Here is a 19,484-nt window from a genome sequence, read left to right as displayed (position 1 = left end):
TCAGTAGGATGATCCAAATGCGCTGGCCCAAAATGAGGGGTTTAAGCATCGCCGCTTTCAACCCAGCTTTCGCTCGTGCCGGGCATAGGCTTCGGCCAGTCGCTCGCTGCGATCTGTGAGCAGGTCGTCGGACAGCTTGTGGAGGGCGAGCAGGCGCTCCTCGGCCTCGTCATGCGTTTCCAGCGTGCCGTCGTGGCGAATGTGTGAGACCCGGACTTCGGGCAGGCTGTGCAGGTGACGGGCGATTAGCGTGAAGCGATGACATTGCAGCACGTCCCGCTCCGAGCATAACAGGGCGGGTCTGCATCGGGCGGCTATCGCCAGTATGTCGTCGATCGCGGTGGCGAAGGTTTCGGTCCCACGCCGCGCTGCATAGTCGGTGGGACCGCTCACCGGCATCCCGCCCAGAGCATTGCCCATGTGGATGTAGCTCACGCCGATCCGGTTCAGCCGGACCCGCAGTTGCGGCTTGTTGAAATGCTGCCAGCGCGACCGGGGTGAAGATCGCACGTCGATCACGCACCCGACACCGAACTGGTCGAGGGCGTAGCTGAACTCGTCCCAACTCGCATTGGAGTGCCCCACGCTCATTATTTCAATCATCTTGATCCTTTCAGAATGAAGATGATCCTATGATCAAAACTTAAATAAAAACAGCATTTTCAATTACTTAAATGCCATTACGCAACCCCGCATTTACCGGCATCTTCCTATTCTGGGCGAGCTTCGCTATGACCGTCCTGCTCTGCATGAAAGCCGCAGAGCGGGGCGTGGAAACCCCTCTTGAGACGCCTCGGTCGCCGATTTCGGAGGCCGGGTGGCATGCGCGTATGTCCAGCCGGTTCGCCGGTAAAGGCGCATGCGCTCGTTGTCTCAGCGGGTTTCCAACATCCGGCTTCGGCCGTCGCCCCACAGGAAGACCGGGGCGACGGAGGGGCAGGATCATTACAACATCACAACAGGCCGGGGCACCGGCGTTCGGGGTCGGCGACGTGATCGCCAGGGTATCGCAAGTCGCGTTCGGCAAGCCGTTGGTCACAAATGTCTTGCGAGGGCATGTCGCTGAAGCGATCGTCGCGCTTGCTCTGGAGCCGGAATGGCGCTTGTGCGGCGGCGACTATGCAGGATGGGATTTCGAGCGTCCTGACGGTCTTCGGCTGGAGGTCAAGCAATCGGCGGCGATGCAATCATGGTCCACCAGCAAGCCGAGCAAACCGATCTTCGATGTCGCTGCGCGCACGGGGCACTGGCAGGCTGGAACGCAATGGATCGCCGAGGCAGGTCGTCCAGCCCACCTCTATGTATTCGCGCATCACAGTATCTATGCCGATCACGCCGATCATCGTGACCCCACCCAGTGGGCGTTCTATGTCGTCGCCACCCGCGATCTGCCGGACATAAAGCAAGCGGCCCTGAGCACGATCAGCAGATTGACCTCGGCGGTGCCTGTCACCGCGCTGGCGGACACGGTGCGCGTCACGGCATCGTCGCTCGCCCGCTGATCGCAATCCGAACCAGCGCCTTCGCCTCGCCGGTCAGCCCTTCGCTTTCTTCGGTGCCGGTGCTGGAGGCGTGGCAGTCAGGCTCTCGGTGACAAGCCTCATGAGCGCTGCCTCCTTGCCCAGCAGTCCTCTGGAATGTGGTTCGGCGCCCTTGGCGCGCAGGGCCTCATCGAGCAGTGCATATTGCTCCTTGCTGAAGTGCAGCACGACCGTTCGACCGTCGGGATCGAACTTGCCGTCGCGGATGTGCATTTTCAGTTCGTGCGCGGTGCAACTCTCCGCCACGTCGATCAGGTCGTCAATCGTATGGGTTTTGTGATGAGCCGCGATGATGGAGAGCTTGGTCCAGCCTAGGCGCTGTGCTCGTTCGACCGGAATGGCCATCTTTTCGAACACCTTGTCGATCTGTGCCAAATGGTGGGCTTTGCGAAGGCCGATCCTCAACTTCTGGGCGACCGTTCTGAATTCGTCGGGATTATCCTCCCGGACTGTCCGCAAGAGGCTCGCCGCTTCGAGGAGGCGTGACTTGCTGTGGTCGATCAGGTCCTGGGGCACCTCCACCGTCGTTTTGTTGATCCCTTCCATCTGTGAAACCTTCGTAGTTGTTGGGACCAGATGCCTATGTGAAAGACGCAGCCGGGCAAGGGATGATCGAGTATGCCGACCTGATCCTAACGAAAGATGGATTGCAATTAATTGCACGATTGTGGGGCGGGGGACTTTAGGGGGTGGGGTTCGGGAAGGGAGACATGCGTTAGCATGTATCCCGATCCCTTCCTTCCCTGAACAAAGTTCAGGAGACCCCGGCGTTCGGAGCGCAGCGACTGGACGCTGAGGCTTTTTCTGTAGCTTCTTTCGTATCTTCATTAGTCCCTTTATTAAGGTTGCCGATTTCCGTCATACCGACTGCCGAACCACGTCAGAGGTGTTGACGTTTCCCGTTACTGGCTATGACGAAATCCGTTACACACCCCTGACGATTTCCGTCATGCCTCCCCGGCATCCTTATACTGGAACAGGGCCACAGCTTCCGGTGTCGGACGCAGATGCAACATCGAATGGCCGTTGAACTCGGCGGTGATGGTCTCGATCAAGCCCCGTTCCAGCAGCCGGTCCTGAGCAGTGCGGTAGGTGCGCGGAGAGATGCCGAGTTCGTCCGCCCACTGCTTATGGGTTTTCGCGATCCACTTCTTGCCGTCCTGGATCACGCTGGCCTTGGACCACCAGTAGCGGATACGGTAGAGCAGCAGAGCGGCGTCGCCATGACCGGTCGCCTGCCGAAGCCCCCTGAGGGCATTATGCTGGAACCCGTCCTTGGCCTTGGGCAGATCGTGACCCGTGAGCATCTTATGCGTCGTGTGCTCGAACGCATTGCGGAAATTATGAAAAATGACCTTCTTGAGGTCGTCAGCGACCCCCAGATGATCGGTGAGGTAGCTCCACCAAACACCGGACATCCTCTTGCATTCTTTGACGAGTGCAGAAGGGGTCGGCTGCTTGAGGCTGCACAAAGTATCCTTCCCGTGCTGCATGGCCAGCCATCGGGTGATGCTCACAAGCTGCTGCTGTGATCCCGTGTAAGGGGCTGCGCCGATCTCATCGGGGATGTCGAGATCAGATAACAAGTCTGCGACCGTGATCGTCTCAACTGACGTCTCGGTCTGGATCGCTGATTTGATGGCCACGGTTCTGGCTCCTTTCGGGTTGAACGGAAGGAGCGTCGGGAATAGGAATACTGTCGCAAGTCAGCGTCGCCCCGGCGCTCCTGAAGGCCCTCGCCCTGCAAGGCGGGGGTTTTCTCGTTTTCAGGGTTGTCGTGCGAGGCTGCTGCTGCCCTCGGCAACAGCAGATTGGGCGGCAGGAAGCCCCAGACACCGATCTATTCCGGGATTATTCCGGGAGTTTCGGTGCCCATTCCGGGATTTCCGGGGGTTTTTGTTCCCTTTCCGGCCATTAAGGCTGATAAGAGTGTGTAATCTAAGTGAATGAAATGTATTAGGAAAAATGGTGCCGGCTACAGGATTCGAACCCGTGGCCCCCTGATTACAAATCAGGTGCTCTACCAACTGAGCTAAGCCGGCGTGCCGTGTAGGCGGTGGGCCTTTGCCGTACTCGTCGGCAAAGGTCCAGAGGGTCTTGCGATCAGAACACCGTCTTTGGCGTTTTTTCTTCCATCATCGACTGGCGTACCAGTGGCACGGGCGGCCCGCCATAGCTGAGGAAGGTGTCGTGAAATTGTTTCCACGCAGCGCGCCCGCCACGGCTTGCTGTCCAGTCGTCACGCAATTTGCGGATCAGCAGTTTGTTGAGCGTGTAGTTGAGATATTCGGGATCATATGTTCCGCGTGCCGCCTGTTGCGCGGCATTGCCTTCATCCTGATAGCATTGATCCATAAACAGTTTTTTCGACTGTTCCTGAGTCATACCCTGCGTGTGCAGGCCGATGGCGGAAAGGAACCGGCAATCGCGCAGCAGCGCATTGCTGAGCTGGCCGATGTGTACCTCCGGCTTGCCTGCGCCGAGCCCGGCCTCCCACATCATCTCTTCGGTATAATGCGCCCACCCTTCGGCAAAGCCATAGCCGACGAACAGCCGCCCGATCAGCGAAGGCGAGCGGTTGGAGTGGAGGAACTGCACGAAATGCCCCGGCATGACTTCGTGAACCGAAGTGAACAGCAGATCGTCCTTTCCGGGGATATAGGCCTGCTGCACTTCTTTCGACCACGCCGGATCGGGCGGGGAGATATAGTAGATCGACGGCACGCCTTTCTCGAACGGCCCCGGCGGATCGATATAGGCGCTGTTCTGACGGTTGTACGGCGGGCTTTCTTCCACCAGAGCCTGTTCGGTGCCCGGAATGGTCACCAGATCGTGGCTCTTCACAAAGGCTGTCAGTTCGGGGATCTGACGGCGCGCTTCGGCCACCGGGCCATCGGCGGGCTTGTCCGCATTCATCCTGGCGAAGCAATCGGGCACCGATTTGCCGGGGGCATATTCGGCACAGGCGGTTTTCACAGCGGCCCGGTTGCGGGCAAGATCGTCGCGCGCAACCTTCTCCAGTTGATCCAGTGGGATATCGACCAGTTCGGTAGCCTTCAGCATGCGGCTGAACTTCGCTGCGCCCAAGGCGAAATCGGTCGTCGCTTTCGGTTTTTCAGCGATCATCCAGTCACGCAAGGCAGCCATTGCCTGCGATGCCTTTTCCGAAGATGCCTTGAACTGAGCCTGTAGCTCCGGGTCATCGACATCGGCGAAGGCGGCGCGGGCATCGCCTTTATAGTAGTCTGCGAAGCCGCCGAAACCGGATATACCCATATCGACGAAGCTCTTGGGCATTGGTGTTTTGAGATTGGCGCGGATCTGAACAGCGGCCCGGGGGATACCATCGAAGAAGGCGATCATCGCCTTCATTCGTGTCGCCTTGTCGGCATAGTTGCGGCTGACATAGACGTTGGGGTCCAGCCCGCCGCCGATATACCAGGTGGGGTTGGTATGCGGTGCATCGGCATCGGTCAGCCAGAATAGCTGGCCGCGCAGGACGGACACGAGATAGTCGCGCTCGAACGCCTGATCCTTGCTCAATCCGGTGAAAGCATTGGCAGCGGCTATCGTCTGTTTCAGGAAAGCGGCGCGTGCGTTCAGCCCCGCCTCGCTCCAGTCTGGCAGCTTGCCGTCGTAATCATGATCGCCCTGATAGACCGCGAAGGCCGGGTCGATTTCGAACATTCGCTTCACCGTTGCTTGTGTGAACCGATCCCACGATTGTGCCGCATCGGCTTGCGGGGGCGAGGTGGCGGCTGTGTCGGCAGGCACGGTGGCACACGCGCCGAGCGCAAGGCTGGCGGTGGCGGCAAGCAGGATGCGTTTCATGGAAGTCTCCTCAGGAGTCGTGCCGCGCAGTCTGGCCTAGCGGGCACCGAACGTCCAGCCTTCGGTGCGGGCGATTTCCGGGGTCAGACCCGTCGGATTCCAATAGCCTGGATCGTGTGCCACAGTGCGGAGCCATGCGGCGGTGACCAGTGCATCGGAGGAATGATCGTCAATCGCTCCGCTACCTCGCACCGGCGCGCAGTCGAGCCGCGCCAGCGCTTCGTTGAGCGCCTCCACCGTGCGTATCTTGCTAGTTCCTTTTCGCACCCCGGCACCTTGCGCGGCAATCGTGGTGTACATTTCGACGATCACCGAACCATGCGCGGGGAGGGGATCGACTGGCCACACCGGCACATGTCCGCGCAAGTGGTGGAGCAGCCGCATCCCTGTCAAGGTGGACTTGCCCACTTGCGCCGCGCCGACGAGGTTGAAGTTGCTGACGGGGCGCACCCCTTGCGCGCGCTGGGCATGTTCGGCCCGGCGGAAGCGCCCCTCTCGGGTAGCGGCATCTGGCAAGTGGAACCGGTCGCCCACATGATCCTTCGAATGGCGGAAATATCGCGCCGCTTCGGGGTGCCGGACGAATGCGCTGGCGGCGAGGTTCTCGTCCTCCGCGCAGATTGCGTCCACCAATGCCCACAGTTTCTTGGCGTCGGCTGGGCTGCGATCCCACCCCGGGAAGAACGCGCCCGCATCGGCAAAGGGCAGGGCGATGCCGAGGTCCATCCCCACCAGCGTATCGGGTGGCAGAACATCGCGCAGGACCGCCAGCACCTCGCTGCGGCTCCACCCGCGGCCCGGATCGACCAGCACCGGCGGCCCGCCATCGCCGTGAGCAATCGCCAGTGCGATGCCCGGTTGCCGCTTGCCCACTGCACCCGACCAGTCGATGGCGAGGAAGTGTTTGAACCGACCCGGTGCGCTCACCCCTGACGCTCTCGCCGCAATTTGTCCCAGTAATCGAGCCGTTTCCTGATCTCGCGTTCGAACCCGCGTTCGACTGGCACGTAATAGGTTTGCGGCTCCATTCCCTCCGGCCAGTAATTGGCGCCGGAGAAGCCGTCGTCGGTATCGGGATCGTATTGGTAGCCTTTGCCGTATCCCACATCCTTCATCAGCTTCGTAGGGGCGTTGAGGATGTTCTGTGGCGGCATCAGGCTGCCGGTTTCTTTCGCGCTTTTCCACGCGGCCTTCTGCGCCTTGTACGCACCGACCGACTTGGGCGCAGTGGCGAGGTAGATGCAGGCCTGCGCTATGGCCAGTTCCCCCTCCGGAGAGCCGAGGAATTCGTAAGCGTCCTTCGCGGCAAGGCATTGGTGCAGGGCCTGCGGATCGGCCAGCCCGATATCCTCCACTGCCATTCGCACCAGTCGCCGCAGCACGAACAGCGGGTCTTCGCCCGCCACCAGCATCCGTGCGAGGTAGTACAGCGCCGCCTGCGGATCGGACCCGCGCACCGATTTGTGCAGCGCGGAGATGAGGTTGTAATGCCCCTCCCGGTTCTTGTCGTACACCGCGACGCGGCGCTGGAGGAACTGGCCGAGGCCTGCGGGATCGAGCGGCTCGGTTATCCGCGCCGAATAGAGCGTTTCCGCCTGATTGAGCAGGAAGCGCCCGTCGCCATCGGCGCTGGCGATCAGCGCTCCGCGTGCGTCGTCTGTCAGCGGCAGGGGGCCCTCGAGTTCTTCGGCCCGTGCCAGCAGTTTCTCCAGCGCATCGGCATCGAGCCGGTGGAGGATCAGCACTTGCGCGCGGCTGAGCAATGCTGCGTTGAGTTCGAAGCTGGGGTTCTCGGTCGTCGCGCCGACCAGCGTGACCGTGCCGCGTTCAACAAATGGCAGGAAGCCATCCTGCTGCGCGCGGTTGAAGCGGTGGATTTCGTCCACGAACAACAGAGTACGCTGCCCCGCTTCCGCTGCGCGATCGGCAGCGGCGAAGGCTTTCTTGAGGTCGGCCACCCCGGAAAACACCGCGCTGACCGATTCGAAGCGCATCCCCACGGCATCGGCCAGCAGGCGTGCGGTGCTGGTCTTGCCGGTGCCGGGCGGCCCCCACAGAATCATGCTCGACAGCTTGCCCGCTGCGACCATCCGCCCGATCGGCCCTTCCGGCCCGGTCAGATGTTCCTGCCCGATTACCTCGCTCAGCGAACGCGGGCGCAGGCGATCGGCCAGCGGCGCATCCTCGCGCGGTTCATCGGGGGCGGTGCCTTGGGGCGGATCGGCGGCGAACAGGTCGGACATTGCGGAACGGGAGATAGGGGCAGGGCGCTTTTTTGGCGAGGGGGTCTTGTATATCGACTTTTATAAGATATATCTTGATGCATCATGAAAGGAGCTTATACTATGAGACATCACCACAGACATGGGTGCCGGCGCAATGGTGCCGAATTCGGTCGCATGTTCGGCCCCGGCGGACCGTTCGGGGGCGAGGGACCGTTCGGTCAGGACGGCCCATTTGGGCGCGACGGGCCGTTTGGCGGCGGAGGTGGCCGTTTTGGCGGTCGTGGTCGCCACCGGCGCGGGCGGATGTTCGCGCAGGGCGAATTGCGACTGGCATTGCTCAAACTCCTCGCGGACGAACCGCGTCACGGATACGAGTTGATAAAGGCCATCGAGGACCTGACCGGCGGCAGCTATGCGCCCAGTCCCGGTGCGGTCTATCCGACATTGCAGATGCTGGCCGACGAAGGCCTGATCGCAGAGCAGGGTGACGATACCCCGCGCAAGGCATTCCTCGCCACCGACGAAGGGCGCGCCGAACTGGCCGACAAAGCAGACGAGATCGCCGCGCTGTTCGAACGGCTGGGCAAGCTGGCCGAACAGAGTGAGCAGGGCCGCTCGCCACAGATCGCACGGGCGATGGGCAATCTGGGCACGGTCCTGAAGAACCGCGCGCGCGCCGGGCAACTCGATACGGACACGACCAACCAGATCGTCGACCTGATCGACGAGATGGCCAAGCGGATCGAGCGTCTGTGAGCAGAGCAATCGCTAGCGCTTCGGTCCCGACGGAACATGGATCGAAGTATCTCCAGCAGCTGTGCAAGCACTGGCAGCACAACCTGACCGTGACCTTCGATAAGGAGCACGGGACGGTGGTGTTTCCCAAGGACGCGCGCGGAGCGAACTGGGCGGGAGACGGGGTGGTGACATTCGTCGCCACTCCGCTCACCCTTGAATGCACTATCGATGCGAGTGAAGCGGAACAGCGGGAGGCGCTCAAAGGGGCGGTGGCCCGCCACCTCGACCGCTTTGCCTTTCGCGAGGCGCCGCTCGCATTCGACTGGCGCGATAGCTGACTTAGCGGGGGAGACATGGACCGCTCCCTTGAGTTCTGAAAAGTGTGACTTTTCGCAACTTGCGGCGCAATCCCCATGGGTTGCGCCGCTTTTGCGGAGATCCACTGTGGACTTCGCCAAATGCGTTATCCACAGGGTGTAGGTGGGGGTGGAACGGGGCGCTCGCATCGCGCGGTTATGGCCGCCGGGGCGGGTGTAGGAAACGGGCGGCGGTTCTGCGCTGTGCCTCTCCTTCCTTTCGTGATTGCGAACACAGTGAAGCAACCCATGGCGCGACGGTTCTGCCCATCGCGGCGGTTGTGACGGGAGCGAGGGCGGCCCATGGATTGCCGCGTCGCCTACGGCTCCTCGCAATGACGAGGGGGCGAGGTTGCGCGCAATAGTGTTAGCCAACCATCGGCAGTGCGCCCCCTTACCCCCGAACCAAACCCACTCCGTGCCTTCGTGTCTTCGTGTCTTCGTGTGACACACTGTCACCCAACGCCCCCGCCCATAGCGGCGGTCGTGATGGAGACAAAGGGCGGTCCATGGATTGCCACGTCGCCTGCGGCTCCTCGCAACGACGACAGACTGGGCGGTTGGCTAACGAGTTGGCCCTGAGCCGGGGTTCGGTTCAGTTACAGTCGGACGGTGCCGCAGAGCGCGCGTTAGCCCGCAGCGGCCCCTTTCGCTGCCAGCACCCGCAGATAGGTATCGGCCACCGCCTGATTGATCGCGTCCCACTCGAACGCCTCGGCCCTCTTCGCGCCAGCCTCGCCGTGGGCGTGGCGCAGGGCGGGGTCTTCGGCATAGGCTTGCAGCTTGTCGGCATAGGCCGCCACATCGCGCGGCGGAACGAGGTATCCGGTCACACCGTCGTCCACCAGGCTCGATGCACCGGTGGCGTCCGCGGCGACGACAGGTACTCCGCAAGCCATCGCTTCCAGCGTCACGTTACCGAACGTTTCCGTAACCGAAGGGTTGAGCAACACGTCCATCCCCGCCACCGCGCGGCCCAGATCGCTGCCGCTCTGGAAACCGGCGAAACAGGCATCGGGCACCAGTTCGGCAAATGCCTTGCGCGCAGGGCCATCACCGATAATCAACACCTTGTGCGGGACACCGCGCTTCTTCAGTTCGACGATAGTCTCCCCGAAAATATCGAGACCCTTTTCGAGCACGAGGCGCCCAAGGAAACCCACGGCCATTTCATCGTCGGTAATGCCGAGCGACTGGCGCCAGCCGTTGTCGCGTCGGCCGGGATTGAACACGACATGATCGACCCCACGGGTCCACAGCCCGATATCGTCGTTCATATCCTGCTGCCGCAAAGTGTCGATCATCCCCTGCGACGGGGTAATCAGCGCATCGCAGCGGCGATAGAGTTTTCGCAGCCACCCCTCCACCGCGGGTTCGAGGAAGCCGAGGTGATAGTATCGCGGGTAGGTTTCGAACCGGGTGTGTACACTGGCGACCACCGGAATATTCCGGTCGCGCGCCCACTTTGCCGCTTCGCGCGCGCTGAAATCGGGCGAGGAGATGTGCAGCACGTTGGGCCTGAACGCATCGAGATCGCGCCGCACCGCTGCGTTGATGCCCATCGGTACGCGATATTCGCTGCGGGTGGGAATCGCGAGCGAGGGTAGGGAGACAAGTTCGCCCTGCGGTTCGAACGGCGGGTTGTCGATTGTGGGGGAATAGACGCGCACTGCCGCCCCCTGGCGCAGCAGGTATTCCACCAGCCGGTTCAGTGCCTTGTTGGCGCCGTCCACCGTCATGGCATAGTTGCCGCTGAACAGCGCGATGCGTAGGTCTGTCACGTCCATCGGCGCGCCATAATCGCCTGCGGTTCATTTGGCGAGAGCGAGTTCGCCAATGTTTTCAACCGCACCTGAAGCCCGTTCACCGCATAATTTTAATGCGTGCTTGACTTGGCTGCGCGCAACTCTAGTGCGGCCAGCGGGCCACGCGGTCCCAACGCCGCGCGTGCTCTCTGTAAGGAGAGAATACATGACTGCACAACCGACGCTCAAGCCTGAGCGCCCTTATTTTTCGTCCGGTCCCACGGCAAAGTTCCCGGGCTGGTCCCTCGACAAGATCAAGACCGAATCGCTCGGGCGCTCGCATCGCTCCGCGCTCGGCAAGTCGCGTCTGAAATATGCGATCGATCTGTCGAAGGAAATGCTCGGCGTGCCCGACGACTACCTCGTCGGCATCATGCCCGCATCTGACACCGGCGCACTTGAATGCGCGATGTGGACACTGCTGGGCCATGATCGCCCGGTCACGGTCGCTGCCTGGGAAAGCTTCGGCAACGTCTGGATTCAGGATGCGGTCAAGCAACTCAAGCTCAGGATGCTGCAGGTGCTTGAAGCCGATTACGGCATGCTGCCCGATTTCGCGCAGGTTCCGCAGGACAACGACGTTGTGTTTACCTGGAACGGCACCACCAGCGGCGCGCGCATCCCCAATACCGACTGGCTCGACGCCGACCGTACCGGCCTGACGATCAACGATGCCACCAGTGCGGTGTTCGCGCAGGAAATGGATTGGGCCAAGCTCGATGCCACGACTTATTCGTGGCAGAAGGTGATGGGTTCGGAAGCGCAGCATGGGATGCTGATCCTCAGCCCCAAGGCCATCGAACGGATCGAAAGCTACGATCCCGAATGGCCGCTGCCCAAGCTGTTCCGCCTGAAAAAAGGCGGCAAGATCAATCGCGGCATTTTCGAAGGGGCGACGATCAACACCCCGTCGATGCTGGCGACCGAAGATTACATCGCCGCTCTCGAATGGGCGCAGGCACTCGGCGGGCGTCAGGCGTTGTTCGCGCGGGCCGATGCCAATGCGAAAGTGCTGACCGACTGGATCGAAGCGACCCCGTGGGTCCGCAACATGGTGCCTGATGTGGCGCAGCGGACCAACACCGGTGTGTGTTTCGTGTTCCAGGGCGACTGGTACGAATCGCTGTCGGCCGAAGATCAGGCGGCCCTGCCTAAGAAGATCGCCTCGACGCTGGAAAAGCTCGATGTCGGGTACGATTTCAACGGTTATCGCGATGCCCCGCCGTCGTTGCGCGTATGGTGCGGAGCCACGGTCGAGCAGGAAGACGTGAAGCGTCTGCTGCCGTGGATCGAGTGGGCTTACGAGCAGGCCAAGGCCGGCGCACTCTGACATTGCCTTTGCCCCCGGCCTGTGGGTTGGGGGCAGGCTCCCGTGCATTTGTTCGCGCCATAATTGCGCGATGTCCCAGTTGCTTGTGGCACCCCGATGCGGGTGAGCCCTTCACAGGAATTGTATCATGACCAAGCCTAAAGTCCTTATCTCCGACAAGATGGACCCCAATGCCGCCCGCATTTTCGAAGAGCGTGGCTGCGATGTCGATGTCATCACCGGTGAAACCCCGGAAGAACTGATCGCCCGCATCGGTGAATACGATGGGCTCGCGATCCGCAGCTCGACCAAAGTGACCAAGGCCGTGCTCGACGCGGCAACCAATCTCAAGGTAATCGGCCGTGCCGGTATCGGCGTGGACAACGTCGATATCCCCTACGCCAGCGGCAAGGGCGTGGTGGTGATGAACACCCCGTTCGGCAACTCGATCACGACCGCCGAACATGCCATTGCGATGATGTTCGCTGTCGCCCGCCAAATCCCCGAAGCCAACACCCGCACGCAGGCGGGCGAATGGCCCAAGAGCGCGTTTATGGGCGTGGAACTGACCGGCAAGACGCTGGGCCTGATCGGCGCGGGCAATATCGGTACGATCGTCGCCAGCCGCGCGCTGGGCCTGAAGATGAAAGTGGTCGCTTACGATCCGTTCCTGACCGAAGAACGCGCGGTCGAAATCGGCGTCGACAAGGTCGACCTGGAAACCCTGCTCCAGCGGGCGGATTTCATCACGCTGCACACTCCGCTGACCGACCAGACGCGCAACATCCTCAGCCGCGAGCGGCTGGAGAAGACGAAGCCGGGTGTTCGCATCGTCAACTGTGCGCGGGGCGGCCTGATCGACGAAAGTGCGCTGAAAGATCTGCTGGAAAGCGGCCACATCGCAGGCGCCGGGCTCGACGTGTTTGCCGAAGAGCCGGCGAAGGACAGCCCGCTGTTCGGCACCAAGAACTTCATCTGCACCCCGCATCTGGGCGCGAGCACGACCGAAGCGCAAGTCAATGTCGCCTTGCAGGTGGCCGAGCAGATGGCCGACTTCCTCGTCAACGGTGGCGTGACCAACGCACTCAACATGCCGAGCCTCAGCGCCGAAGAAGCGCCCAAGCTCAAGCCTTACATGAAGCTGGCCGAAAGCCTCGGCAGTCTGGTGGGGCAACTGGCGCACGGCAATCTGACGCAGATTAGCATCGAACGCGAAGGTGCCGCGGCCGATCTGAACGGCAAACCGATCGAAGGTGCTGTGCTCGCCGGTTTGATGAAGCAGTATTCCGACACCGTGAACATGGTCAACGCGCCCTATCTCGCCAAGGAACGCGGGCTGGACGTGCGCTCGATCCGTCATCAGCGCGAAGGGGCGTTTAACACTCTGCTGCGGGTCACGGTCGGTACCAGTCAGGGCGATCGCTCGGTTGCCGGTACGCTGTTCGGCAACGACACCCCGCGTCTGGTCGAAATCTTCGGCATCGGGATCGAAGCCGAGCTGGCCGGGCATATGCTCTACATCGTCAATGAAGACGCGCCCGGTTTCATCGGCCGCATCGGTACGCTGCTGGGTGAGAGCGGCATCAACATTGGCACATTCCACCTCGGTCGCCGCGACACGGGCGGGGAAGCGGTGCTGCTGCTGAGCGTCGATACCGCAATCTCGCAGGATGTGATCGACAAGGCCTCCAGGCTGGAAGGCGTCAAAACCGTCAAAGCGCTGGAATTCTGAGAGTGTCCCGCCCTTGCGAGGGGGCGGGCACCATTTATTCCGCTCGTTTCTGCGGGTGGGGCGGGCAGGCCGTAGTGCGATTGCGCGGCGGGCCCTGTTCAACCGGGCTGCAAGGCCTTAACAGACCCACCCGCGACCTCTCCCGCTCTAAGGGGAAGGTAAGAAGTTTGTTGTCAGCTACTTTGCGGGGCAGAGCCGAATGACCGATCCGACGACCGACCTGCTGCCCGTGGGGCTGGAAGACCGCCTGCAAAAATCCGCCGCGGCAATCTCGCGCGCGCGGCGGGCCGCGCTCGATGCGATGGACAGCTATGGATACGATCGGGTGATGCCGCCGCTGATCGAATTCGAACGCTCGCTGGCCGAACGGATGGACGGGGTGGCGACCCGGCGGATGTTCCGTTTCGTCGACCCGGCATCGCTGCGGATGCTGGCATTGCGAAGCGATATGACGGTGCAACTGGGCCGCATTGCCGCGACCAGCCTGGCAGACGCCCCGCGTCCGCTGCGCCTTTGTTATGCTGGCGAAACGGCAACGATTTCCTCTGACCAGCTCGATCCGTCGCGCCAGCGCCTGCAACTCGGGGCCGAACTTGTCGGTGCCGATGGCGTAGCGGCGGCAGCGGAGGTGGTCACCGTGGCGATTGCCGCTCTCAAAGCGGCCGGGGCGACAGCGATCAGTGTCGATTTCACGCTTCCCGACCTGGTCGATACGCTGGCGCAGGCCGAACTGCCGCTCGACCCGGAGCAAGTCGATGCCGTGCGCCGCGAACTCGATGGCAAGGATGCAGGTGCCCTGAAAACGGTGGGCGGCGCAGCGTATCTGCCGTTGCTCTATGCCGCAGGTCCGTTTGAAGAGGCGATTGCCCGCCTGTCCGAAATCGATGCGGGCGGTTCGTTGACCAGCCGGATCGATGGGTTGAAAGCGATTGCTGCGAAAGTGGGCGACCGGGCACGGATCACGCTCGACCCGACAGAGCGCCACGGGTTTGAATATCAGTCGTGGTTCGGTTTCACACTCTATGCCGATGGCGTGCGTGGCACATTGGGCCGGGGCGGCACGTACCGGATCGGGGGGACCGAGGAGGTCGCCACCGGGTTCTCGCTCTATCTTGATGCACTGATCGGCAGTCTTGCTGATCAGCCTGCCCGCGATACGCTGTACTTGCCGATGGGTCACGATGTTGCGACGGCGGACCGCCTGCGCGCGATTGGCTGGCGGACCGTGGCTGCGCTGGAAGAGGGTGAAGACCCCGCCGCGCTTGGCTGTACACACCGGCTGGACGGGGGCGAGGCGGCTGCTCTCAGCTAGGCACAGGCGCCAGTAATCGGTCCTGAGCCTAATCCGCCAGCACCTGTTCTGTATCGTCGATCACGATGTCGCTCGTCATCGAAAGGTATCGTTCGTAAAACGGTTTGTGCGAGGCGCCTACGATAGCCAGGACGCGCCCATCTGGCCCCACCACCTCGCGGATATTGGCGACCATCCGTAAATTGCGTGTTTCCCAGTATGCCAGATAGTTGCGCCCGGTTTCAGGGTATTCTGTCGAACCGGCAGCGGCGGCGAAATCGGTTTCTACCGCCATTTTGGCCGACGCAGGCGAGTTGAGGAAGCGATACCAGTTCACGACCGCGCCGCCTGCCAGCATCTGCGAGCGTTCCACATCGCGGATTTTCGATGCGGCGGTCAGGGCGGGCGAATCCCAGATTGCCTGTATTTGCTGGCCGTATGTATTGCCGTCTTCAACGCGCGCGGCCCGGTCGCCTGTATGATCGTCCACCGGATAGATGCGTTCGAGGCCGAGCCGTTTGGCTAGCGCTACGGCGATTACTACGTTCTCATTGCGCGACTCCGCGCGCTTGGTGAGGATATCGACCAGCGGTTGCGGCAGTTCTGCACTCGCATGACGGTCGGCTTCAGGGAGACGCTCCCACTGGAGAAGAGCCGAGTCCGCTTCTCCCATAGCCAGAAACAGCCCTGCCATTCGCCTGCGGTCAGCGGCCGAATGGGATGGCTGAGCAAGCATTTCGAGGACGGTTCGTTCCGCATCGGCACCATCGATGGCGAGCGCGGTTCGTGCCGGGGCTGGATCGAAACAATAATCCTCCGCCGTTTCAGGATAGGCAAATGCGTAGGCTCGCAAGTAATCGCACTGCGCGCCGGACAGCGATTCTACCGCGATTTGCCGGGGTTTCCAGGCCGCCAACAGGTCGAGCAGCGGGGCGAAGCGCGTGAAATCCATATCCTTGGGCAGAGTCGAAAGGTGTGCTGTGCCCAGCACCAGCACATGGCTGCGATCTCCGCGTCGGGCCGCTGCCCGATCGACCAGTGTCACGGGGTCGGGCGGAGGTGGAACTGTGGTTGCAGCAGGTGCAGCGGAGGCAAGCAGAGACAACAGAAACGACATGGGCTCTCTCCGGAAGACAGGATCCGGGATATGGTGTCATGCAGGCATAATACAGTCAAGCACTGGATGACTGTGCGGGCCGGAGGCGGGCCTTTGGCGGCGTGGCCAAATTCCACGGTGAATGACCGGCAGCTATAGGGCGTAACCTCGTATGCTTGCTATGACGGTAATTGGGGTGGCTAGCGGATGTAGCGTTGCCCTACACTCCCAAGCTGGGTAGCTTGCACGAATGAGCGGGGCAGCAAGCGAAGTGGTGGAGGTGCTGGCGAAGGAGCGTGGTCTCGCGCCAGCCAAGATCGATGCGTCTTCGCGCCTGTTGCAGGATCTCGGAATGGACGGCGATGACGCCGCGGACTTCTTCGTATTATTGCAAGAGCGGTTTGGGACCGACCTGACAGCACTACAGGAGCGATGGAGCGATCACTTTGGTCCTGAAGGCTTTTCGTGCTGGAATGGCCTCATCATCATGCCCGCCGCTGTGGTCGGTGGCGTGGCTGCCGGTCTTTTTGGACTGGGCGCGGTAGGAGGAATCATAATTACCGTTGCCCTGCTCGCGCTCTGGCTTTGGGTGATGAAGACTTGGGGGCCACCCGGCAGGATCCAGCCGATCACAGTCGCACAAGTGATTGCTGCTGTGGAGGCAGGAGCTTGGCCGCGCCGGGACTAGCGCAATATCCGCTTCTGGGTCGATTTCTGACAGACAGCTTTCCAGACCAGAATGCCGGTGAGTGGACATTCATCGAACCCGGCGACTGTGTCCACGCCGCCTAGCTGAACTTCGACGGGTCGGGGCCGATGCGGCCGTCTGCATCGTCCAGTGCATCGATGCGGGCCATCTGTTCGGCGCTCAGTTCGAAATCGAGTGCCTCGAAATTGGCGGCGATGTGGTTGCGGCTCGATGCCTTGGGGATCGTGCACAGGCCGTGTTGCAGATGCCAGCGCAGGATCACAGCAGCGGGATTGCGCCCGGTTTCATTTGCAATGGCAGCGATAGCGGGGGTGTCGATCCCCTTGCCCTGGCCCAGCGGCGACCAGCTTTGCGTGACAATACCCAGCTCGTCATGCTCCGCCCGCAAGGCGCGCTGCTGAAAAGAGGGGTGCAGCTCAATCTGATTGAGCGCCGGGGTCACGCCGGTTGCTTCGATGATGTCGTGCAGATCTGCGCTGCGAAAGTTGGACACGCCGATCGACTTGGCTTTCCCCGATTTGCGGATTTCGATCAGGGCCTTCCAGGTTTCGACCGCTAGCCCTTTGTCCGGGCAGGGCCAGTGGATCAGCACCAGATCGACACTGTCGCGGCCAAGGCGTGAGAGGCATTTGTCCATTGCCCGTTGCGCGCGGTCATACCCCTGGCTCTCGTTCCAGATTTTGGTCGTCAGCCAGATGTCGTCTTGGCCTTGCAAGCCTTCGCCAACACCTTCCTCATTGCCATAGATGGCAGCGGTATCGACCAGCCGATATCCGACATCCAGCGCGGTGCGTACAGCGTCGGCGGCTTTGTCGTTGTCGATCTGATAGGTGCCAAAACCTAGCTGCGGAATGGCGCGGCCATCGTTGAACTTCAGCGTGGGGGTGTCGGTCATGAAAGTCTCCTTTGGCAATACAATGGTAAAGCTGCACAATGTTTCCGCCGATGCAGCTTGCCCTTGCTGCGCGGCCAGCCTAACGCCGCGGTCGTTTGTTCGGCAGCAATGGATGGATGCCACGTGGCCAATGTAACGGTAATCGGTGCCCAGTGGGGCGATGAAGGCAAAGGCAAAATCGTCGACTGGCTGGCCAGCCGGGCGGATGCCGTGGTCCGTTTTCAGGGTGGCCACAATGCTGGGCATACGCTGGTGGTGGGCGACACGACCTACAAGCTGAGCCTGCTGCCGAGCGGGATCGTCACCGGCACTCTCAGCATTATCGGTAACGGTGTCGTGCTCGACCCGTGGGCGCTCAAGGCGGAGATCGAGAAGCTCGAAGGGCAGGGCGTCACGATTAGCGACGACAATTTCGCCATTGCGGACAATTGCCCGCTGATCCTGCCGCTGCATCGCGATCTGGATGGCCTGCGCGAAACCGCCGCAGGGTCGGGCAAGATCGGCACGACCGGTCGCGGGATTGGCCCGGCTTATGAAGACAAAGTTGGCCGCCGCGCGATCCGCGTGTGCGATCTGGCGCACCTTGATGCGCTGGAGCCGCAGCTTGACCGCCTGTGCGCGCACCACGATGCCTTGCGCGCCGGTTTCGATCAGCCCCCGGTCGATCGGGAGGCTTTGCTCGACGAATTGCGCGAAATCGCTCCGTTCGTGCTACAATATGCACAGCCGGTGTGGAAACGCCTGAAGAAAGTGCGCAAGGCCGGTGCGCGGGTATTGTTCGAAGGGGCGCAGGGCGTCCTCCTCGATGTCGATCACGGTACGTATCCGTTCGTCACCAGCTCCAACACGGTCAGCGGCGCTGCGGCGGCGGGTTCGGGTCTGGGGCCGGGCAGCACGGGATTCGTTCTCGGCATCGTCAAGGCCTACACCACACGTGTCGGATCCGGCCCGTTCCCGACCGAGCTGAACGACGAAGTGGGGCAGCGACTGGGTGAAAACGGCCACGAATTCGGCACTGTCACCGGCCGCAAGCGGCGCTGTGGCTGGTTCGATGCCGTTCTGGTGCGTCAATCCTGTGCAATCAGCGGTGTCACCGGTATCGCGCTGACCAAGCTCGACGTGCTCGACGGGTTCGAGAAAGTGAAGATCTGCACCGGCTATCGCCTCAACGGCAAGATCATGGACTATTTCCCCAGCCACGCCGCCGACCAGGCCGCTGTGGAGCCGATCTACGAAGAAATGGACGGGTGGCAGGAAACCACCGCCGGGGCGCGCAGCTGGGCCGATCTGCCCGCGCAGGCGATCAAATATGTCCAGCGGGTGCAGGAACTGATCGAAACGCCGGTGGCGCTGATTTCGACCAGCCCCGAACGCGAGGACACCATCCTCGTGCGCGATCCGTTCGTCGATTGATGACTGTGCGGCGCGGAGCGATCCTGGCTTCCGCGTTGCTGGCAGTATTGTCGCTGGTCGCGTCATGCGCGCCTGTGCCGGTGGAGCCACCGCCACAGGCCATGCGCGCCGATTTCGTGCTGGTCGACAAATCGGACAGAGTGCTGACGCTGTATGCCGCGGGAAAGGTATTGAAGACCTACACCGGTCTCCAGTTCGGTGATGCCCCGTTTGGACACAAGCAGTTCGAAGGCGACGAGCGGACGCCGGAAGGGCTCTATACAGTCGATACGCGCAATCCGCGCAGCGCCTATCACCTCAGCTTGCATATCTCTTACCCGGACGAGAAAGATCGCGCGTTCGCGCGGGCGCATGGACGGTCACCCGGCGGTGACATCTTCATTCATGGCCAGCCAAATTCCTTGCCGACAGGCAGGATGCCGGGCGACTGGACCGACGGCTGCATCGCTGTCTCGAACGCGGAAATAGAGGAGCTGTGGCGCGCCATCCCCGATGGCACCCAGATACGGATTGATCCCTAGTACCCTGCTGGCGACTTGACCT

The 19,484-nt window shown here is 61.8% G+C and carries 18 protein-coding genes and 1 tRNA gene; 9 read left to right on the top strand and 10 right to left on the bottom strand.

Going from position 1 to position 19,484, the window contains the following annotated elements; translation table 11 throughout:
- Positions 1-57: 57 nt before the first annotated feature.
- Positions 58-603: a DUF488 domain-containing protein gene (locus CV013_RS06525; protein WP_102154423.1), complete on the bottom strand. Its 546-nt coding sequence runs from the start codon at positions 601-603 to the stop codon at positions 58-60.
- 389 nt (positions 604-992) lie between these two features.
- Between CV013_RS06525 and CV013_RS06520 the strand changes: the two genes are divergently transcribed.
- Entirely contained in the window at positions 993-1,502 is a 510-nt protein-coding gene (locus CV013_RS06520; protein WP_102154422.1) for a hypothetical protein, read from the top strand.
- Between the two features lie 33 nt (positions 1,503-1,535).
- Here the strand turns inward: CV013_RS06520 and CV013_RS06515 are convergent, their stop codons facing one another.
- From CV013_RS06515 to CV013_RS06490, 6 genes are all read right to left on the bottom strand, one after another.
- Positions 1,536-2,087 carry a hypothetical protein gene (locus CV013_RS06515; protein ID WP_102154421.1) on the bottom strand — a complete coding sequence of 184 codons (552 nt, stop codon included), beginning with the start codon at positions 2,085-2,087 and terminating at the stop codon, positions 1,536-1,538.
- A gap of 401 nt (positions 2,088-2,488) precedes the next feature.
- Positions 2,489-3,187 (bottom strand): hypothetical protein, encoded by a 699-nt coding sequence (locus CV013_RS06510; RefSeq protein WP_102154420.1) that lies wholly within the window; start codon positions 3,185-3,187, stop codon positions 2,489-2,491.
- 320 nt (positions 3,188-3,507) lie between these two features.
- Positions 3,508-3,583 (bottom strand) — tRNA-Thr (locus tag CV013_RS06505).
- Positions 3,584-3,644: 61 nt separating this feature from the next.
- The gene (locus CV013_RS06500; protein WP_102154419.1) at positions 3,645-5,372 is read right to left on the bottom strand and encodes a DUF885 domain-containing protein; all 1,728 of its coding nucleotides are present in this window, start codon (positions 5,370-5,372) and stop codon (positions 3,645-3,647) included.
- A 36-nt stretch (positions 5,373-5,408) separates the two neighbouring features.
- Positions 5,409-6,299 (bottom strand): hypothetical protein, encoded by an 891-nt coding sequence (locus tag CV013_RS06495; RefSeq protein ID WP_102154418.1) that lies wholly within the window; start codon positions 6,297-6,299, stop codon positions 5,409-5,411.
- Entirely contained in the window at positions 6,296-7,615 is a 1,320-nt protein-coding gene (locus tag CV013_RS06490) for a replication-associated recombination protein A (protein WP_102154417.1), read from the bottom strand. Before CV013_RS06490 ends, CV013_RS06495 begins: the two co-directional genes overlap by 4 nt.
- 102 nt (positions 7,616-7,717) lie before the next feature.
- Here CV013_RS06490 and CV013_RS06485 point away from each other — a divergent pair, with 102 nt between their 5' ends.
- Both CV013_RS06485 and CV013_RS06480 read left to right on the top strand, forming a co-directional pair.
- A complete protein-coding gene (locus CV013_RS06485) occupies positions 7,718-8,353 on the top strand; it encodes a PadR family transcriptional regulator (RefSeq protein WP_223805264.1) in 636 nt (211 codons plus the stop codon).
- Positions 8,350-8,673, top strand: coding sequence for a DUF2218 domain-containing protein (locus CV013_RS06480; RefSeq protein ID WP_102154415.1), 324 nt, complete (start codon positions 8,350-8,352; stop codon positions 8,671-8,673). Before CV013_RS06485 ends, CV013_RS06480 begins: the two co-directional genes overlap by 4 nt.
- A gap of 647 nt (positions 8,674-9,320) precedes the next feature.
- On the opposite strand, the gene CV013_RS06475 is transcribed toward CV013_RS06480, so the two are convergent.
- Positions 9,321-10,478 carry a glycosyltransferase family 4 protein gene (locus tag CV013_RS06475; protein ID WP_102154414.1) on the bottom strand — a complete coding sequence of 386 codons (1,158 nt, stop codon included), beginning with the start codon at positions 10,476-10,478 and terminating at the stop codon, positions 9,321-9,323.
- 184 nt (positions 10,479-10,662) lie between these two features.
- Between CV013_RS06475 and CV013_RS06470 the strand changes: the two genes are divergently transcribed.
- From CV013_RS06470 to CV013_RS06460, 3 genes are all read left to right on the top strand, one after another.
- Positions 10,663-11,826, top strand: coding sequence for a phosphoserine transaminase (locus tag CV013_RS06470; RefSeq protein WP_102154413.1), 1,164 nt, complete (start codon positions 10,663-10,665; stop codon positions 11,824-11,826).
- Positions 11,827-11,953: 127 nt separating this feature from the next.
- Positions 11,954-13,537 carry a phosphoglycerate dehydrogenase gene (serA, locus tag CV013_RS06465; protein ID WP_102154412.1) on the top strand — a complete coding sequence of 528 codons (1,584 nt, stop codon included), beginning with the start codon at positions 11,954-11,956 and terminating at the stop codon, positions 13,535-13,537.
- Between the two features lie 199 nt (positions 13,538-13,736).
- On the top strand, positions 13,737-14,849 hold the full coding sequence (locus tag CV013_RS06460; RefSeq protein ID WP_102154411.1) for an ATP phosphoribosyltransferase regulatory subunit: 1,113 nt from the start codon (positions 13,737-13,739) through the stop codon (positions 14,847-14,849).
- 28 nt (positions 14,850-14,877) lie between these two features.
- Here the strand turns inward: CV013_RS06460 and CV013_RS06455 are convergent, their stop codons facing one another.
- Positions 14,878-15,945 carry a DUF5694 domain-containing protein gene (locus tag CV013_RS06455; protein WP_102154410.1) on the bottom strand — a complete coding sequence of 356 codons (1,068 nt, stop codon included), beginning with the start codon at positions 15,943-15,945 and terminating at the stop codon, positions 14,878-14,880.
- Positions 15,946-16,174: 229 nt separating this feature from the next.
- Here CV013_RS06455 and CV013_RS06450 point away from each other — a divergent pair, with 229 nt between their 5' ends.
- Positions 16,175-16,612 (top strand): acyl carrier protein, encoded by a 438-nt coding sequence (locus CV013_RS06450; RefSeq protein ID WP_102154409.1) that lies wholly within the window; start codon positions 16,175-16,177, stop codon positions 16,610-16,612.
- A gap of 100 nt (positions 16,613-16,712) precedes the next feature.
- Here CV013_RS06450 and CV013_RS06445 read toward each other — a convergent pair whose 3' ends face one another.
- Positions 16,713-17,528 carry an aldo/keto reductase gene (locus CV013_RS06445; protein ID WP_102154408.1) on the bottom strand — a complete coding sequence of 272 codons (816 nt, stop codon included), beginning with the start codon at positions 17,526-17,528 and terminating at the stop codon, positions 16,713-16,715.
- A 123-nt stretch (positions 17,529-17,651) separates the two neighbouring features.
- On the opposite strand from CV013_RS06445, the gene CV013_RS06440 reads away from it, so the two are divergent.
- Positions 17,652-18,941 (top strand): adenylosuccinate synthase, encoded by a 1,290-nt coding sequence (locus CV013_RS06440; protein ID WP_102154580.1) that lies wholly within the window; start codon positions 17,652-17,654, stop codon positions 18,939-18,941.
- The gene (locus tag CV013_RS06435) at positions 18,941-19,462 is read left to right on the top strand and encodes a L,D-transpeptidase family protein (RefSeq protein ID WP_102154407.1); all 522 of its coding nucleotides are present in this window, start codon (positions 18,941-18,943) and stop codon (positions 19,460-19,462) included. Before CV013_RS06440 ends, CV013_RS06435 begins: the two co-directional genes overlap by 1 nt.
- The last annotated feature ends 22 nt before the right edge of the window (positions 19,463-19,484 follow it).

This window comes from Tsuneonella flava, assembly GCF_002870965.1.
In the GTDB taxonomy this organism is placed as follows: domain Bacteria; phylum Pseudomonadota; class Alphaproteobacteria; order Sphingomonadales; family Sphingomonadaceae; genus Tsuneonella; species Tsuneonella flava.
The sequence above is the reverse complement of the archived record's forward strand: the minus strand, read 5'-3'. Positions and strand labels throughout refer to the sequence as shown.

What these genes read in the sequence shown, in the direction of transcription:
- CV013_RS06525 (WP_102154423.1), bottom strand. Translation starts at nt 603, where the DNA reads ATGATTGAAATAATGAGCGTGGGGCACTCCAATGCGAGTTGGGACGAG.
- CV013_RS06515 (WP_102154421.1), bottom strand. Translation starts at nt 2,087, where the DNA reads ATGGAAGGGATCAACAAAACGACGGTGGAGGTGCCCCAGGACCTGATC.
- CV013_RS06500 (WP_102154419.1), bottom strand. Translation starts at nt 5,372, where the DNA reads ATGAAACGCATCCTGCTTGCCGCCACCGCCAGCCTTGCGCTCGGCGCG.
- CV013_RS06490 (WP_102154417.1), bottom strand. Translation starts at nt 7,615, where the DNA reads ATGTCCGACCTGTTCGCCGCCGATCCGCCCCAAGGCACCGCCCCCGAT.
- CV013_RS06485 (WP_223805264.1), top strand. Translation starts at nt 7,718, where the DNA reads ATGAGACATCACCACAGACATGGGTGCCGGCGCAATGGTGCCGAATTC.
- CV013_RS06475 (WP_102154414.1), bottom strand. Translation starts at nt 10,478, where the DNA reads ATGGACGTGACAGACCTACGCATCGCGCTGTTCAGCGGCAACTATGCC.
- CV013_RS06470 (WP_102154413.1), top strand. Translation starts at nt 10,663, where the DNA reads ATGACTGCACAACCGACGCTCAAGCCTGAGCGCCCTTATTTTTCGTCC.
- serA (WP_102154412.1), top strand. Translation starts at nt 11,954, where the DNA reads ATGACCAAGCCTAAAGTCCTTATCTCCGACAAGATGGACCCCAATGCC.
- CV013_RS06460 (WP_102154411.1), top strand. Translation starts at nt 13,737, where the DNA reads ATGACCGATCCGACGACCGACCTGCTGCCCGTGGGGCTGGAAGACCGC.
- CV013_RS06455 (WP_102154410.1), bottom strand. Translation starts at nt 15,945, where the DNA reads ATGTCGTTTCTGTTGTCTCTGCTTGCCTCCGCTGCACCTGCTGCAACC.
- CV013_RS06450 (WP_102154409.1), top strand. Translation starts at nt 16,175, where the DNA reads ATGAGCGGGGCAGCAAGCGAAGTGGTGGAGGTGCTGGCGAAGGAGCGT.
- CV013_RS06445 (WP_102154408.1), bottom strand. Translation starts at nt 17,528, where the DNA reads ATGACCGACACCCCCACGCTGAAGTTCAACGATGGCCGCGCCATTCCG.
- CV013_RS06435 (WP_102154407.1), top strand. Translation starts at nt 18,941, where the DNA reads ATGACTGTGCGGCGCGGAGCGATCCTGGCTTCCGCGTTGCTGGCAGTA.